Origin of the sequence: Sutcliffiella tianshenii (assembly GCF_016908565.1) — a bacterium.
GTDB classification, from domain to species: Bacteria; Bacillota; Bacilli; order Bacillales; family Bacillaceae_I; genus Sutcliffiella_A; species Sutcliffiella_A tianshenii.
Genome location: NZ_JAFBED010000012.1, coordinates 41504 through 57603, shown reverse-complemented (window position 1 = coordinate 57603; position 16100 = coordinate 41504). Strand labels below are relative to the sequence as shown.

The window sequence follows — 16100 nt, the reverse complement described above, 5'->3', positions numbered from 1 at the left end:
AAGAAAGGGCGACAAGCATGGAAAGAGAAAAAGCAGAAAAGCGGGTTCGAGAGCTTCATGATATGCTGAATAGATACAACTATGAGTATCATGTACTGGACAAGCCATCGGTAACTGACGCCGAATACGATTCCCTTTTGCATGAGCTTCTTACACTGGAAAAGGATTTCCCGGAGCTGCAGACTCCCGATTCCCCTTCCCAGCGCGTAGGCGGTAATATTTTGGAGATGTTCAACAAGGTCGAGCATCGTACACCGATGCTCAGCCTTGGTAACGCCTTTAACGAAGACGACCTGCGCGACTTCGATCGCCGCGTCAGACAGGCTGTCGGGGAAGATGTCAAGTATGTATGTGAATTAAAAATTGATGGATTGGCCGTATCCCTCCGCTATGAAGACGGATTATTTGCCCAAGGTGCGACCCGAGGAGACGGAACAACAGGGGAAGACATCACGATGAACCTGAAGACGATCCGTTCCATTCCTTTGCGCTTGAAGGATCCCGTTTCCATCGAAGTGCGCGGGGAAGCTTTTATGCCAAAACGCTCGTTTGAAAAGCTGAACGAGGCAAAGCTTGAGCGTGAAGAGGAGCCTTTTGCAAATCCCCGCAACGCAGCAGCCGGTTCCCTGCGTCAATTGGACCCGAAAATTGCAGCACAGCGCAACCTTGATGTGTATATATACAGCTTGGCGGATGCCGGTGAAACAGGCATCGAATCCCATAGCGAAGCCCTGAATTATTTAGAGGAAATAGGATTCAAAACAAATAAAGAGCGTAAAAAATGCGCATCCATTGATGAAGTGATTGAATATGTGACAGCTTGGCACACAAAACGCCCGGATTTGTCGTATGATATAGATGGAATTGTCATCAAGGTCGATGAGACGGAGCAGCAGGAACAGCTCGGCTTTACTGCGAAAAGTCCTCGCTGGGCCGTTGCATACAAGTTTCCTGCGGAAGAAGTGGCGACTAAGCTACTCGATATCGAATTGAATATCGGAAGGACGGGAGTCGTCACACCGACTGCCATCCTTGAGCCGGTCCGTGTAGCTGGAACGACAGTCGGGCGCGCGTCCTTACATAACGAGGACCTGATCCGCGAAAAGGATATAAAGCTTGGCGATTATGTTATTGTAAAAAAAGCAGGGGACATCATTCCCGAAGTAGTGAACGTCCTTGTGGAAAAACGTACCGGGGAAGAAAAGGACTTCCACATGCCGACGCATTGCCCGGAATGTGAAAGTGAGCTTGTCCGCATTGAAGGGGAAGTGGCACTCCGCTGCATCAACCCGAAATGTCCGGCACAGATCAGGGAAGGATTGATCCATTTTGTTTCCCGAAATGCCATGAATATCGATGGCCTCGGTGAAAAAGTGATTGCCCAGCTGTTCCGTGAAAATCTTATAGAAGATGTGGCTGACATCTATAAGCTGACTAAAGAACAGCTTCTTGGACTTGAGCGGATGGGTGAAAAATCTGCGGACAATCTGATCTCCGCCATCGAAAAGACGAAGGAGAACTCCATGGAGCGCCTCCTATTCGGACTTGGGATCCGCCTCGTTGGAGCCAAGGCAGCGAAAACCTTGTCCCAGGAGTTTGGCGATATGGATCGCCTTGCGTCCCTTACTAAGGAAGAGCTGACTGCTATTCATGAGATCGGTGATAAAATGGCGGATTCGATCGTGGCATATTTCGAGCAGCCTGAAGCGATGGAATTGATGCAGGAGCTGAAAAATGCCGGTGTCAATATGGAATACAAAGGTCCGAAGAAGGTCCGTGCAGAAGATGTGGATTCCTATTTTGCCGGGAAAACCATCGTCCTTACAGGTAAGCTTGAGGAGATGTCCCGTAATGATGCCAAGGCTGCGATCGAACAGCTCGGCGGCAAGGTGACAGGCAGTGTAAGCAAGAATACACACCTCGTCATCGCGGGGGAAGATGCGGGCTCGAAGCTGGCAAAGGCGAATGAGCTTGGCATTGAAGTATGGAACGAGGCGCAAATGCTTGAAGAAATACAATCATAAGAGGTGTTGTAAGGTGAATAGGTTTTTGGCGATTCTCCTTGTTGTTTCTCTTGCGGCAACGGGCTGTGTTCCGGGCTTTGAGAAAGAAGAAGAAGTGATTCAAGATCCAGGCGAACAGGAAACCATGGAAAAGGCGATAGTGCCAAGATACAAAATTTCAGACGACTACTACCAGACGATCCTCCCTTTCAAAGCGGGACAGACCCGTGGACAGGTAGTGGCACGCTTGAATAGCAGAGTGGACGTCGAGCAGTTCGAAACGGGGCTCATGCGTTTATCTCAAGAGCCATTCCCTTCCGACAAGTATTTGTATCAGGAAGGGCAATACATCGACCGCACAACGGTGAGTCAATGGCTCTCGCGTAAACTGACGGATGCTCAGCTGGAGGAAAAGAAAGCGGCTGATAAAGACTATAAAACCCCTAATAATGGGCTAAACCCTGTACTGATAAAAGGGAAAACAACCGAAGAAACGAATGAAAAAAGCCCGATCTATCTGGCTCATATCATGGAGCAGAATTATCTCGTCCGTAAAGATGACGGGACCGTGGAGCTTGGCGGAGTATCAGTGGGCATCGCCCTGAATTCCGTGCACTATTACAACCTGCCGGCAGCGGATGGTGGCTACCCAAGGGAGTATCCAATCCCTGATGCCGAGCTTGAAAAGGCCGGAAAGGAAATAGCCGAAGAGGTTGTCCGCAGAATGCGTAAAATCGAGGGGCTCGGGAATGTGCCGATTGTAGTGGGGCTTTTCAAACAAAGCCCTGCAACATCCATTGTGCCAGGACATTTCATTGCAAAAGCTAACATTCCCTCAGGTGAAGGGTCTGTAAGCAAATGGGAAGAACTGAATGAGGAATATCACCTTTTCCCATCAAAGGATGCGACGGAAAAGTACCGGGACGATGCGGTCCGGTTTGATAACTTCAAGCTCGACATCGATGATTATTTTCCAAACCATACAGGGGTCATTGCAAAAGGATACTACCGTGAACAGGAGCTCCAGCAGCTCAACATCGAAGTCAATATGGACTTTTACGGAAAATCCGAACTGATCGGATTTACACAGTATGTAACGGGACTTGTCATGGAGCACTTCCCTAATTATATTAATCTACAAGTTTCCATCACTTCCATAAATGGCGAGGAAGCGCTGATCGTCAGGGACGCAGGCGCGGATGAACCGTTCGTCCATATCTATTAATAGAGAAATAGCCGCTATCTTACAGATGGCGGTTTTTTTCTATTTTTCGATAAATGGGAGCTCCATTCTGTTACATATTGGATTTTCTAAACAATATTTGAAAGACCAGAAAGGATAAGGTAGAATGAGAATTGTATGCAAGCGCTTTAGAATGCGAAGGAGGCGAATGTAATGGTATTACCTTACAAACATGAACCATTTACAGATTTCACTAACGAGGAGAACAAGCAGGCCTATCTAGAAGGCTTAAAGCTAGTAAACTCCTATTTAGGACAAGATTATGACCTGGTAATTGGAGGAGAGCGTGTTACGACGGAAGATAAAATCGTATCCGTGAACCCTGCTAATAAAGAGGAAGTTATTGGTCGTGTGTCAAAAGCTGATCGCGAATTGGCGGAAAAGGCAATGCAGGCTGCCGATGAGACGTTCAACACCTGGCGCAAAGTGAAGCCGGAAGTAAGAGCGGACATCCTGTTCCGTGCGGCTGCAATCATTCGCCGTCGCAAGCATGAATTCTCTGCATTATTAACAAAAGAAGCGGGTAAACCTTGGAATGAGGCGGATGCGGATACAGCGGAAGCAATCGATTTCCTTGAGTACTATGCTCGTCAAATGCTTAAATTAAAGGACGGTATGCCTGTTGAGAGCCGTGTGGGCGAATATAACCGTTATAACTATATTCCACTAGGTGTGGGTGTCATCATCTCCCCTTGGAACTTCCCATTTGCAATCATGGCTGGTACAGCGGTGGCTGCGATTGTGGCAGGTAACACAGTACTATTGAAACCGGCATCTACGACTCCGATCGTAGCGGCTAAATTTGTAGAAGTGATGGAAGAGGCAGGCTTACCTGCAGGCGTCCTTAACTTCGTACCTGGTAGCGGTGCGGAAGTGGGAGACTATCTTGTTGACCACCCTCGTACTCGTTTCATCTCCTTCACGGGATCTCGTGATGTAGGTCTGCGCATCTATGAGCGTGCATCCAAAGTGAACCCTGGCCAAATCTGGCTGAAGCGTGTAATCGCTGAAATGGGCGGAAAAGATACGATTGTGGTAGACAGCGAAGGCGATCTTGAATTGGCTGCTCAATCCATCGTAAAATCTGCATTCGGATTCTCCGGTCAAAAATGTTCTGCGTGCTCCCGTGCGGTAATCGTGGAAGATGTATACGACCAAGTGTTGAACCGTGCAGTAGAATTGACAAAAGAATTGACGGTTGGAGATCCTACTGACAACTCCAACTACATGGGGCCTGTCATCGATCAGGCTGCATTCGATAAGGTCATGAAATATGTCGGCATCGGTAAAGAAGAAGGACGCATCCTTGCAGGTGGAGAAGGAGACAGCTCCAAAGGCTTCTTCGTTCAGCCTACCATCGTAGCTGACGTAGATCCACAAGGCCGCTTGATGCAAGAGGAGATCTTCGGACCGGTTGTAGCATTCTCCAAAGCGAAAGATTTCGATCATGCGCTTGAGATTGCCAACAACACAGAGTACGGCTTGACTGGTGCGGTTATCACAAACAACCGTGAAAAAATAGAAAAAGCACGTGAAGACTTCCACGTTGGAAACCTTTATTTCAACCGTGGCTGCACAGGCGCGATCGTTGGATATCAGCCGTTCGGCGGATTCAACATGTCAGGGACAGACTCCAAAGCGGGCGGACCTGATTACCTGTTGCTTCACCTTCAAGCGAAGACAACATCTGAAACTTTATAAATCTAGACATACACAAAAAGCTTGGGACATTCCCAGGCTTTTTGTCTTTTATCGGATTCACGTAATTCATAGAGGTTAATTTATACAAAAATACACATAATCCCCATCTTTTCTTCCATACTAACTATTGTGCAAAATACGTTTGCATCATGAAGTGAAGGAGGAAAAAGGATGAAAAAACTTTTATTGGTTGTTGCATTTTTCACGCTGGCAATTGGAACGGTAACCGGCGTACTTGCCGCTGAAAACAGAGCGGATGCAAAGGTGCGGATCGTCCACGCATCGCCTGATGCCCCTGCTGTTGATGTGTATGTCGATGGAACGGCAGTGGTACAGGGTGCAGAATTCAAGGACGCAACAGATTATCTCCCGCTTAAAGCAGGCGAGTACAAAGTGGAAATCTATCCTGCAGGGAAAAAGGACAAGGCGGTTCTTACCCAAAAAGTGAAAGTCGAAGCAGGCAAAGCTTATACGGTTGCTGCAGCAAACAAGCTTGCCAACCTTGAATTGGTGATCGCAGAGGATTCCACAGAAGCCTCCCCAGGCAAGGCAAAGGTGCGTGTCGGCCATCTTTCCCCTGACGCTCCAACAGTGGATGTCGGTCTAAAAGGTGGGGATGCCCTATTCTCTGGAGCTTCCTTCAAGGGAATCACCGATTACAAGGAAGTTGATCCTGGAACGTATGACCTCGAAATCAGGACACCGGAAGGGAAAAAGGTATTGGACCTTACCGGAACAAAGCTCGAGGCAGATACAGTTTACACAGTTCTTGCAGTGAACACGGCAAATCAATTGGAAGTACTTGTACTGATTGATTCTGAAAAATAAGAGGAAGGGCCTTACTTTCGTTTCGTGACGGAGTAAGGCTTTTTTTATTGAGATAGCTTTTTTTAAACAAACGTTTGATTAAGCAATGGTTGGAAGTGAGGAATGGCAAAGGGTTCGGCGCTCCGTACACAAATTAGCTTTTTCAGAAATTATAGTAGAAATTATGTCCCTTTTTGTCTGAATTCTAGGGGGGATGTCGAAAATATTTTCCCGGGAAAGTATTTTTTAAACAAACGTTTGATTAATTTTTTTGCCATCTGAACTGGCACACGGGATTGAAATATTTTTAACAAATTAAATTTTAAAAAAGGAATTTTGATATAACAAAAAGGAGAGCCGTAGTGGCCCTCCTCAATAAATCATTAATCTTCTTTATTATGTTCCTCTACCATTGTCTCTTCCATTTCCGTGAATGTCTCACGGACCATCTTACGAGGGAAGTTTGTCAAGTAACTTACGATGATGACTGCAAGTGCACTTAGGAAGAACCCTGGAATCATTTCATACAAGTATTTGGTTGTCGCAATACCATTAATCTTAAAGGGACCATAGATCCAGATAAGGACGGTCAATGCCCCGACGATCATACCTGCAAGTGCTCCCCAACGGTTCATGCGTTTCCAGTAAAGACTTAGCAGTACAACCGGTCCGAATGCTGCACCAAATCCTGCCCATGCCTGTCCTACAAGATCAAGGATCGTATCGTTTGGCGTGTAGGAAAGCAAGATGGAAACAATGGCAACCAGAAGTACAGACATACGACCGATCAATACAAGTTCCTTATCTGATGCTTCGCGGCGGAAGAAAGTTTTATAGAAGTCTTCCGTCAAGGCACTGGATGTTACGAGCAACTGGGAGGAAATCGTGCTCATGATGGCTGCCAGTATTGCTGCCAGTAAGAAACCAGTGATCAATGGATGGAACAGTACCTGTGAAAAGGCGATGAAAATGGTTTCGGGATTATCCAAATCCATTCCAGTTCGGTTTACATATGCGTAACCGACAAGACCGGTAGCCATCGCACCGATGATGGATACGATCATCCAGCTCATCCCGATGCGGCGTGCAGCCTTGAAGTCACGGATCGACTTGATTGCCATAAAGCGGACAATGATATGCGGCTGTCCGAAGTAGCCAAGCCCCCATGCTAACAGGGAGATGATCCCGAGGACGGTCGTACCTGTAAAGAAGTCCAAGTGAGAAGGATCGATTGCACGGATTTCATCTAACGATGTACCAACTCCACCTAAGCTTGTAAAAGCAACGATAGGTACAAGGACCAAGGCAAGCAGCATGATGACACCTTGTGCAAAGTCAGTTAAGCTTACCGCTAAAAATCCACCGAAAAGGGTGTATGCAACAACTACCCCGGCTGTCACAAATAGTCCTGTCCGATAATCCAAGCCGAATGCACTTTCGAAAAGTGTACCACCGGAAACCATACCGGCAGAAGTGTATAGCGTAAAGAAAATGATTATAACGATTGCAGATACAAAACGAAGGATTCGAGTACCATCGTAGAAACGATTCTCGAAGTAATCTGGGATTGTGATTGAATCATTTGCCACTTCCGTATAGGTTCGAAGACGAGGTGCTACGAGAATATAGTTCAAGTATGCCCCGATGGTTAAACCGATGGCGAGCCAAATGCTTGATATACCGGTTGCATACATGGCTCCAGGCAATCCCATCAGCATCCAGCCACTCATATCGGATGCCCCTGCGGATAATGCAGTAACACCTGGACCTAATTGACGGCCACCTAGCATATATTCGGAAATGTTATCCGTGGATTTTTTATAGGCATAGTATCCAATCGCCAACATCCCGATGAAATACAAGCCTAGTGATATAAATGTTTCAAATTCCAACAAAATCAACTCCTGTTTTCTCTCTCTTTTTTCAGCAATTTCGGCGCCCCAAATTGCTCTGATACCGGTTACGAGTATCTAAGCTAACAAAGTATTTCCCTTAATTCAAGCGAATGAAACTATTTTCAATAGGAAGAAAAGAGTCGTATCCCTTGAGGCTTGGGGGATAGCGGTACATTGGGAAGAAATTAAAGTAAAACTATTCATAATTTTCAATCACGTAATATTCCTGTAATGATACTGACAATTTCAGGACTATTTCCACACGGTTATTTTCCCCAAAAACGGATGAAATACATATAAGTCCTGGAGAATTTTTTGTCTTTGTGAAGTAGCAGGGCCTCGCTATTGCTTGAGCGGGGTAAAGTTTAGTATGATTAATGGATATTGTGCAAGATTCGATATTTTGCGGAGGTGAAAGAGGATGTCCCGTATTTCAGAGGATCAAGTAAAACACGTGGCACATTTGGCCCGTCTTGCAATCAACGAAGAGGAAGCGGTCATGTTCACAAGTCAATTGGATGCAATCATTTCATTTGCAGAGCAGCTGAATGAATTAGATACAGATCATGTTCCACCTACCACTCATGTTCTTCCTATGAAGAATATCATGAGGGACGATGTACCAAAAGAAGGCCTGCCGGTGGATGAGGTATTGAAGAACGCACCTGACCACAAGAATGGCCAGATTCGCGTACCGTCAATTATAGAATAGTCAGGAGGGATACCATGTCATTGTTTGATCAAAAGCTATCGGAATTACATAGCCTTTTACATAAAAAAGAAATCTCTGTTTCAGATCTAGTCGATGAATCCTACAAACGCATAGGTGAAGTGGATGGCAAAGTGCAGGCATTTTTGACGCTTGACGAAGAGAATGCACGCAAGCAGGCCAAGGTGCTTGATGAAGCGCTTGGCAAGGAAAAAGAACATGGCCTATTATTCGGGCTTCCTGTCGGTGTGAAGGATAACATCGTCACAAAAGGGATCCGTACAACATGTGGAAGTAAGATACTTGGCGATTTCAACCCGATTTATGACGCTACCGTTGTAGAGAAGCTTAAAAAGGCAGAAACGATTACAATCGGAAAAATCAACATGGATGAGTTCGCGATGGGTTCTTCCAATGAAAACTCCGCGTTTGCTGCAACCCGCAATCCATGGGATCTGGACCGTGTTCCAGGTGGATCAAGTGGCGGCTCCGCAGCTGCAGTGGCTGCAGGCGAAGTCTTCTTCTCCCTTGGTTCTGATACAGGCGGATCGATCCGTCAGCCGGCGGCATTCTGTGGGGTAGTCGGATTAAAACCTACATATGGCCGTGTGTCCCGTTATGGTTTGGTTGCTTTTGCATCCTCCCTGGACCAGATCGGACCGATCACACGCACCGTCGAAGACAACGCCTATTTATTACAGGCGATCTCGGGTGTGGACCAAATGGATTCCACTTCTGCAAATACCGAGGTTCCTGACTTCCTATCCGGCATGACCGGGGATGTGAAGGGGCTGAAGATCGGTGTGCCAAAAGAATATCTTGGTGAGGGTGTCAGCGAAGAAGTGCGTCAATCCGTGTTGGATGCACTGAAGGTCTTGGAAGGACTCGGCGCAACTTGGGAAGAGGTGTCTCTGCCTCACTCCAAATATGCATTGGCCACTTACTATCTATTGTCTTCATCTGAAGCATCAGCCAACCTGGCCCGTTTTGACGGAGTCCGCTATGGCTATCGTACTGATAATGCGAAAAACCTTTTGGAGATGTACAAGCAGACGCGTGCAGAAGGATTCGGTCCGGAAGTGAAGCGCCGTATCATGCTTGGAACATATGCACTTAGTGCCGGACACTATGATGCATACTACATCAAAGCGCAGAAGGTCCGTACATTGATCAAGCAGGACTTTGAAAAGGTCTTTGAAAAATATGACGTTATCATCGGACCGACAACGCCGACCCCTGCATTCAAGGTGGGCGAAAAGACGAAGGACCCATTAACGATGTATGCGAACGATATCCTGACCATCCCGGTTAACCTTGCGGGCGTACCAGGGATCTCTGTCCCGGCAGGATTTGTGGATGGCTTGCCTGTTGGCTTGCAGATCATCGCGAAGCATTTTGATGAAAGCACCATCTATCGTGTTGCACATGCGTTCGAGCAGGCAACCGACCATCATACAAAAAAACCACAACTGTAAGGGGTGAGACGATGAACTTTGAAACGATAATTGGACTAGAGGTACACGTAGAGCTTAAAACAAAATCAAAAATATTCTCGGCAAGCCCGAACGAATTCGGCGCAGAACCGAACTCCAATACAAGTGTCGTGGAACTTGGGTATCCAGGAACCTTGCCTGTCCTCAACAGACAAGCGGTGGAGTATGCAATGAAAGCCGCGATGGCGTTGAACTGCGAGGTTGCGACCGACACGAAATTCGACCGAAAAAACTACTTCTATCCGGACAACCCGAAGGCTTATCAGATTTCTCAATATGACAAGCCGATCGGCGAAAACGGCTGGATCGATATCGAAGTGAACGGTGAAAAGAAACGCATCGGAATCACTCGCCTTCATCTTGAAGAGGATGCAGGGAAACTGATGCACACAGGAGACGGCTATTCCCTTGTCGACTTTAACCGCCAAGGAACACCTCTTGTCGAGATCGTATCCGAACCGGACATCAGAACTCCGGAAGAGGCGTATGCCTATCTTGAAAAATTAAAGAGCATCATCCAATATACAGGCGTATCCGATTGCAAAATGGAAGAAGGATCCCTTCGCTGTGACGCGAACATTTCCCTTCGTCCTGTTGGACAGGAGAAGTTCGGTACAAAAGCGGAGCTTAAAAACCTGAACTCCTTCAACTTCGTCCAAAAGGGCCTAGAGCATGAAGTGATCCGCCAGGAGAAGGTCCTCCTATCTGGCGGAGTGATCGAGCAGGAAACGCGCCGTTATGATGAAGCGACAAAAGAGACGATCTTGATGCGTGTAAAAGAAGGATCGGACGACTACCGCTACTTCCCGGAGCCGGACCTTGTTTCCCTTCACATCGATGACGAGTGGAAGGAGCGTGTCCGTGCAGAAATCCCTGCCCTCCCGGACGTGCGAAAACGCCGTTACGTGGAAGAGCTCGGCTTGCCTGCGTATGACGCACAAGTATTGACCGTGACAAAAGAAATGTCCGATTTCTTCGACGAGACAATCGCGGAAGGAGCGGATGCGAAGCTTGCATCCAACTGGCTGATGGGCGAGGTTTCCGCATACTTGAACTCCGAGGGGAAAGAACTCGAGGATGTAGCATTGACTCCAGCCGGACTTGCCGGCATGATCAAGCTATTGGAAAAAGGCACGATCTCTTCGAAAATAGCGAAAAAGGTATTTAAAGAGCTGATCGAAAAAGGCGGGGATGCAGAGCAAATCGTCAAGGACCAAGGTCTTGTACAGATCTCTGACGAAGGTACCCTTCGCAAAATCGTAGGCGAAACGCTTGATGCAAACCCTCAATCCATCGAGGATTTCAAAAGCGGAAAAGAACGCGCAATCGGCTTCCTTGTAGGGCAGATCATGAAAGCGACAAAAGGACAAGCAAACCCTCCAATGGTCAACAAGCTGTTGCTTGAGGAGATTAAGCAGAGATGATGTAGTGGGACTCCGGCTTTGGGCTGGGGTTCTTTTTTGTTTTAGTGGGGGCGGGCGGCTGGTATTTTGTTTAACCTGGGAGAATGGGGGGCGTCGGGTTGGATGACGGGCTTTTTTACTAAACGAGCTGGTCGAAAAGCCCATCATAAAGCCGATGAAGGGCTTTTTCACTAACTGAGCGGGGCAAAAAGCCCATCATCCTCCCAAAATCCCGACATCCACCAACCGCAACCAACCCACATCCCCATACACACAAAAATGGCAAGGCACCGCCCTCAAGCGGCACCTCGCCATTTCAACCCTAAAACTCCCGAACATCACCCATATACTCTTCCAACGTAATTCCTCTATTGAATATATCCGTTGCAATTTCCACCCCGACATATCGGTAGTGCCACGGTTCGAAGGCATATCCTGTAATGTTCGTTTTCCCTTTCGGATAGCGAAGGATGAAACCGTACTGATGGGCGTTTGTGGCGAGCCATTTGCCCTCGGCGGTGTTTTCAAAGCTTTCGACTAGCTCCAGACCTACGCTTTTGGCGGTGATGTCCATCGTGAGTCCTGTCTGGTGTTCGCTTGTTCCAGGGCGCGCGACATATAGAACGGCTTGTTCGTAGCCATAGGTGGCAATTTCATTTTTGAAAATGGATTCCTGTGTTTCGTAGGATCGGAATCCGGATCGTGCGTAGAGCTCGATGCCTTCAGAAGCAGCACCGGCAAACATCATCTCCAATGCTTCGGCAGCCTCCTGGCGCAGCTTGGCGCGGTCGCTGTTTTCGTTGCCAAATGAAAATGGTACATTCGGGCGGATCAAATCAGGTGGGCGATATCCATCCGGCAAGGCCCAGAATTTATTGACCATCACATTGATTGCTGTCGGGTTCGCGACAACCGGGATTGCTTCTTCTTCAGGAGGTGCATCCGATGGTTCCCCGGTCACGGGTTCGCTCGGCTCTTCTTCAGCTGGCTCTGCTGGTGTTTCTTCTTCGGGTTCTTCCTCCACAACCGCTACCTCCTTGTTGAAAAATCCTTCCCATTTCTCTTTAGCCGGGGAAAGGTCAGGCGATTTTGAAGCATGTCTACTGCTTATCATTACAGGTTCTTCACCGGACAAGGTTTCAAGTGGGTTGCATGCAGCAAGGAGTGCGATGCAGGATGATCCGATCAGTAATTTTTTTATCATTTTCAATGGTTTTCCCCTCTAGTTTGGTTTATTATGGAAGAGACGTGGTTAATTTTTCGTATATTCACAATAGTCTCTTATCTATTTTACACCTTCCACAAGCTTTTAAACAGTTGGTAAATAATCTTTGCCGATTTTTGAAACCTGGGAGGCGCTTCTTCCGTATAAACTATTGGAAGTACAAATGGGGGAGGAGATCAGTTGACGTGAAGTTTGGGGTGGCCTGAATGCTCTGAAGGAAAAGTGGGACAAGGAACCTGTCCCTAAAAGAAAGGACCGATTGCCTATGACGTTGTTTGGAATGGAAATGATGCAGCTTTACTTTTGGGGCCTCATTGTTTTTGGAAGCTTGACACTAATTTATATCTTGCTGTCTGATATTGTGGATGGAATCTTTGATGTAATACCTGTGGATCCGGCACTTATTTTATCATTTTTGACGGTGTTCAGTGCATCAGGCTATCTGCTGGATAAGTTTTCACCACTGACAGATTGGTTTGTGTTGGGCGCATCCACCGTTATCTCCAGTATCCTGGTCACTTTGCTGCATGTTTTCGTTTTTGTGCCTATCCGTTCTGCCGAGGCTTCACTCGGGTATTCGGATGACGACATGAAAGGGAAGCTTGCCAAGGTCATCATTTCGATACCGAAGGACGGTTTTGGGGAAGTGGTTTTGAGCATTGGCGGAAGCACGGTATCCAAATCGGCGCAGAGCTTTGAAAATGAAGCAATCCCATACGAAACGGAAGTACTGATCATCGATGTCCAAAAAGGGGTAGTTTTTGTGACCCCGTACGAAAAAGTATTAGAATCTTATAATCAATAGGGGGAAAAAGCACATGGTATTTGGAGAAATCGCCATCATTATCGCAGTCGTCGCCATCTTGATTTTTGCACTGATAGTCGTGTTTGTAGCACGCTATAAGACGGCAGGGCCGGACGAAGCACTCATTATCACTGGTAGTTATCTAGGCGGAAAAAATGTACACGTGGACGAATCAGGCAACAAGATCAAGATTGTACGAGGCGGCGGTGCGTTCATCGTGCCGGTGTTCCAGCAATCCGATCCACTAAGCTTGCTATCTATCAAACTTGATGTAAAAACTCCGGAAGTATACACAGAGCAAGGTGTACCGGTTATGGCAGACGGTACGGCAATAATCAAGATCGGCAGCTCGATCGGTGATATTGCAACAGCTGCCGAGCAATTTTTAGGAAAAGCTAAAGAAGACATGGAAAACGAAGCGCGTGAAGTACTGGAAGGTCACTTGCGTTCGATCTTGGGTTCCATGACTGTAGAAGAAATCTATAAAAATCGTGAGAAGTTCTCACAGGAAGTACAACGTGTCGCGTCTCAGGATTTGGCAAAGATGGGTCTTATCATCGTTTCCTTCACAATCAAGGATGTTCGTGACAGCAATGGATACTTAGAATCATTAGGTAAGCCACGTATTGCGCAGGTAAAGCGTGATGCGGACATTGCGACTGCAGAGGCGGATAAAGAAACACGCATCAAGCGTGCGGAAGCGGCAAAGGATGCGCAACGTGCGGAGCTTGAGCGTGCAACGGAAATCGCGGAAGCGGAAAAAGAAAATCAAATGAAAATTGCCGAATACCGCAGAGAGCAAGATATCGCAAAAGCACGTGCCGACCAGGCTTACCACCTTGAGGAAGCGCGCGCAAAGCAGGAAGTAACCGAGCAGCAGATGCAGATCCAGATCATCGAGCGTCAAAAGCAAATCGAGCTTGAAGAAAAAGAGATCCTGCGTCGTGAGCGCCAGTATGATTCCGAAGTGAAAAAGAAAGCAGACGCGGACCGTTACTCTGTTGAGCAGGGAGCGGCAGCAGACAAGGCGAAGCAAATGGCAGAAGCAGATGCAAACAAATACCGCATCGAGGCAATGGCAAGAGCCGAAGCGGAAAAGGTCCGTATCGACGGTATCGCAAAAGCCGACGCACAAAGAGCGCAAGGGGAATCCGAAGCGGAAGTCATCCGTCTGAAGGGTCTAGCAGAAGCGGAAGCGAAGGAAAAGATTGCAGAAGCATTCGAACAGTTCGGCCAAGCGGCTATTCTCGACATGATCATCAAAATGCTTCCTGAATATGCGAAGCAGGTTGCAGCTCCACTTGGAAACATCGATAAGATCACGGTTGTCGACACTGGCAGCAGCGGTGAAAACGGCGGTGCCAACAAAATCACAGGCTACGCAACGAACCTGATGTCCACGCTTCAGGAATCCCTGAAAGCATCTTCAGGCATCGACGTCAAAGAGCTGATCGAAAACTTCTCTGGCAAAGGCAACATCCGCCACAGCATCGACAGCCTGACAAACGAAATCAGCACCACAAAAAGCACCGACAAAAAAGAAACAAACGTCGAAGAGCAAAAATAAGCAGGCGGGTTGAAATAAATTAAAAAAGAGGGCCAGACCCCGGCAGGAATTTGCTACAGAATGTAGTACTCCCTGGGGTCTGGCCATTTTTGTTACAAAGTTTACGGTTCTCGCAATTTTCGTTTTTATTGCATCTGGTGTGTGGAATAGGCTAATATGTTATCTGGGGTCATTTTGAGGTTGACCCAGGCCTTATTGGAAATTATAGTTAAATTAGATTTAGAGTGACTACAAGCATGAGTGCTATCATACATCGACAGAATTTAATATAGAAGCGTTTAAATATAAATATAGGATGATGGGAAATGAAACGAGCGAGAGTTATTTATAATCCAACATCTGGTCGTGAACTGTTTAAGAAACACTTGCCAGAGGTTTTAGTGAGGTTGGAGCAGGCTGGATATGAAGCCTCCTGTCATGCTACCACTGGTCATGGAGATGCGACAGTGGCTGCAAGGCTTGCGGTTGAACGCAGATATGACCTGGTTGTCGCGGCTGGTGGAGATGGAACGATCAATGAAGTGGTCAACGGACTTGCAGAGCAGGACTACCGTCCGCAGCTTGGGATCATCCCGGTTGGGACGACCAATGATTTTGCACGCGCCCTTGACCTTCCGCGGGATGACATCATCGCGTGTGCCGATGTCATTGCTACGGGCGTACCGATGCCGGTCGATATCGGGAAAGCCAATGATCAATATTTCATGAACATTGCTGGCGGCGGGAAAATGACCGAGCTTTCCTATGAAGTGCCAAGCAAGCTGAAAACGATCATCGGGCAGCTGGCCTACTATCTGAAGGGTATGGAAATGCTGCCGTCCATCAGACCGACAAATGTACAGATCGAATATGATGGAAAGATCTTTGAAGGAGAAATCATGTTGTTCCTCGTATCCCTTTCCAACTCGGTTGGTGGATTCGAGAAGCTTGCACCTGACTCCTGCATGAACGACGGGATGTTTGATTTGATCATCTTGAAGAAGGCAAACATCGCCGACTTTATCCGTGTCGCGACACTGGCCCTTCGCGGCGAGCACGTGAAGGATCCGCATGTGATCTACACAAAAGCCAACCGTGTAAAGGTACATACGGACGAAAAGATGCAGCTGAACCTTGACGGAGAGTACGGCGGACTGTTGCCGGGCGAATTCGTCAACCTGTACCGCCACCTGGATGTATTGGTGACGGAAAAGCGCAAAGAGATCGAAATGAATAAGTGTAACTAAAAAGCAGCGGGTCATAGACCTGC

Annotated in this window: 12 protein-coding genes; 10 read left to right on the top strand and 2 right to left on the bottom strand. The window is 47.3% G+C overall.

The window, feature by feature from the left end:
• The first annotated feature begins 17 nt into the window (after positions 1-17).
• The 4 genes from ligA to JOC95_RS18795 all read left to right on the top strand — a co-directional run bounded on the left by ligA (position 18) and on the right by JOC95_RS18795 (position 5775).
• Positions 18-2024 carry an NAD-dependent DNA ligase LigA gene (ligA, locus tag JOC95_RS18810; RefSeq protein ID WP_204419070.1) on the top strand — a complete coding sequence of 669 codons (2007 nt, stop codon included), beginning with the start codon at positions 18-20 and terminating at the stop codon, positions 2022-2024.
• A gap of 13 nt (positions 2025-2037) precedes the next feature.
• Positions 2038-3228: a CamS family sex pheromone protein gene (locus JOC95_RS18805; protein WP_224841357.1), complete on the top strand. Its 1191-nt coding sequence runs from the start codon at positions 2038-2040 to the stop codon at positions 3226-3228.
• Between the two features lie 171 nt (positions 3229-3399).
• Positions 3400-4947, top strand: a complete 1548-nt coding sequence (pruA, locus tag JOC95_RS18800; protein WP_204419066.1) for an L-glutamate gamma-semialdehyde dehydrogenase — start codon at positions 3400-3402, stop codon at positions 4945-4947.
• A 171-nt stretch (positions 4948-5118) separates the two neighbouring features.
• A complete protein-coding gene (locus JOC95_RS18795; RefSeq protein ID WP_204419064.1) occupies positions 5119-5775 on the top strand; it encodes a DUF4397 domain-containing protein in 657 nt (218 codons plus the stop codon).
• 362 nt (positions 5776-6137) lie between these two features.
• On the opposite strand, the gene putP is transcribed toward JOC95_RS18795, so the two are convergent.
• Positions 6138-7646 (bottom strand): sodium/proline symporter PutP, encoded by a 1509-nt coding sequence (putP, locus tag JOC95_RS18790; protein WP_204419062.1) that lies wholly within the window; start codon positions 7644-7646, stop codon positions 6138-6140.
• 424 nt (positions 7647-8070) lie between these two features.
• Between putP and gatC the strand changes: the two genes are divergently transcribed.
• Genes gatC through gatB form a run of 3 tightly spaced genes read left to right on the top strand, consistent with a single transcriptional unit; the run spans position 8071 to position 11275 of the window.
• Complete coding sequence (gatC, locus tag JOC95_RS18785; RefSeq protein ID WP_204419059.1) at positions 8071-8361, top strand: Asp-tRNA(Asn)/Glu-tRNA(Gln) amidotransferase subunit GatC; 291 nt, start codon at positions 8071-8073, stop codon at positions 8359-8361.
• Positions 8362-8375: 14 nt separating this feature from the next.
• Positions 8376-9833 carry an Asp-tRNA(Asn)/Glu-tRNA(Gln) amidotransferase subunit GatA gene (gatA, locus tag JOC95_RS18780; RefSeq protein ID WP_204419057.1) on the top strand — a complete coding sequence of 486 codons (1458 nt, stop codon included), beginning with the start codon at positions 8376-8378 and terminating at the stop codon, positions 9831-9833.
• An 11-nt stretch (positions 9834-9844) separates the two neighbouring features.
• Complete coding sequence (gene gatB, locus JOC95_RS18775; RefSeq protein ID WP_204419055.1) at positions 9845-11275, top strand: Asp-tRNA(Asn)/Glu-tRNA(Gln) amidotransferase subunit GatB; 1431 nt, start codon at positions 9845-9847, stop codon at positions 11273-11275.
• Between the two features lie 301 nt (positions 11276-11576).
• Here gatB and JOC95_RS18770 read toward each other — a convergent pair whose 3' ends face one another.
• Entirely contained in the window at positions 11577-12458 is an 882-nt protein-coding gene (locus tag JOC95_RS18770; RefSeq protein ID WP_239583014.1) for a M15 family metallopeptidase, read from the bottom strand.
• A 286-nt stretch (positions 12459-12744) separates the two neighbouring features.
• Here JOC95_RS18770 and JOC95_RS18765 point away from each other — a divergent pair, with 286 nt between their 5' ends.
• The 3 genes from JOC95_RS18765 to JOC95_RS18755 all read left to right on the top strand — a co-directional run bounded on the left by JOC95_RS18765 (position 12745) and on the right by JOC95_RS18755 (position 16077).
• A complete protein-coding gene (locus JOC95_RS18765) occupies positions 12745-13284 on the top strand; it encodes an NfeD family membrane protein (protein WP_204419053.1) in 540 nt (179 codons plus the stop codon).
• A gap of 13 nt (positions 13285-13297) precedes the next feature.
• A complete protein-coding gene (locus JOC95_RS18760; protein WP_204419051.1) occupies positions 13298-14851 on the top strand; it encodes a flotillin family protein in 1554 nt (517 codons plus the stop codon).
• A gap of 305 nt (positions 14852-15156) precedes the next feature.
• Positions 15157-16077 carry a diacylglycerol kinase gene (locus tag JOC95_RS18755; protein WP_204419048.1) on the top strand — a complete coding sequence of 307 codons (921 nt, stop codon included), beginning with the start codon at positions 15157-15159 and terminating at the stop codon, positions 16075-16077.
• Positions 16078-16100 lie beyond the last annotated feature (23 nt).

What these genes read in the sequence shown, in the direction of transcription:
- gatB (WP_204419055.1), top strand. Translation starts at nt 9,845, where the DNA reads ATGAACTTTGAAACGATAATTGGACTAGAGGTACACGTAGAGCTTAAA.
- JOC95_RS18795 (WP_204419064.1), top strand. Translation starts at nt 5,119, where the DNA reads ATGAAAAAACTTTTATTGGTTGTTGCATTTTTCACGCTGGCAATTGGA.
- pruA (WP_204419066.1), top strand. Translation starts at nt 3,400, where the DNA reads ATGGTATTACCTTACAAACATGAACCATTTACAGATTTCACTAACGAG.
- ligA (WP_204419070.1), top strand. Translation starts at nt 18, where the DNA reads ATGGAAAGAGAAAAAGCAGAAAAGCGGGTTCGAGAGCTTCATGATATG.
- JOC95_RS18755 (WP_204419048.1), top strand. Translation starts at nt 15,157, where the DNA reads ATGAAACGAGCGAGAGTTATTTATAATCCAACATCTGGTCGTGAACTG.
- JOC95_RS18760 (WP_204419051.1), top strand. Translation starts at nt 13,298, where the DNA reads ATGGTATTTGGAGAAATCGCCATCATTATCGCAGTCGTCGCCATCTTG.
- JOC95_RS18765 (WP_204419053.1), top strand. Translation starts at nt 12,745, where the DNA reads ATGACGTTGTTTGGAATGGAAATGATGCAGCTTTACTTTTGGGGCCTC.
- gatA (WP_204419057.1), top strand. Translation starts at nt 8,376, where the DNA reads ATGTCATTGTTTGATCAAAAGCTATCGGAATTACATAGCCTTTTACAT.
- JOC95_RS18770 (WP_239583014.1), bottom strand. Translation starts at nt 12,458, where the DNA reads ATGATAAAAAAATTACTGATCGGATCATCCTGCATCGCACTCCTTGCT.
- gatC (WP_204419059.1), top strand. Translation starts at nt 8,071, where the DNA reads ATGTCCCGTATTTCAGAGGATCAAGTAAAACACGTGGCACATTTGGCC.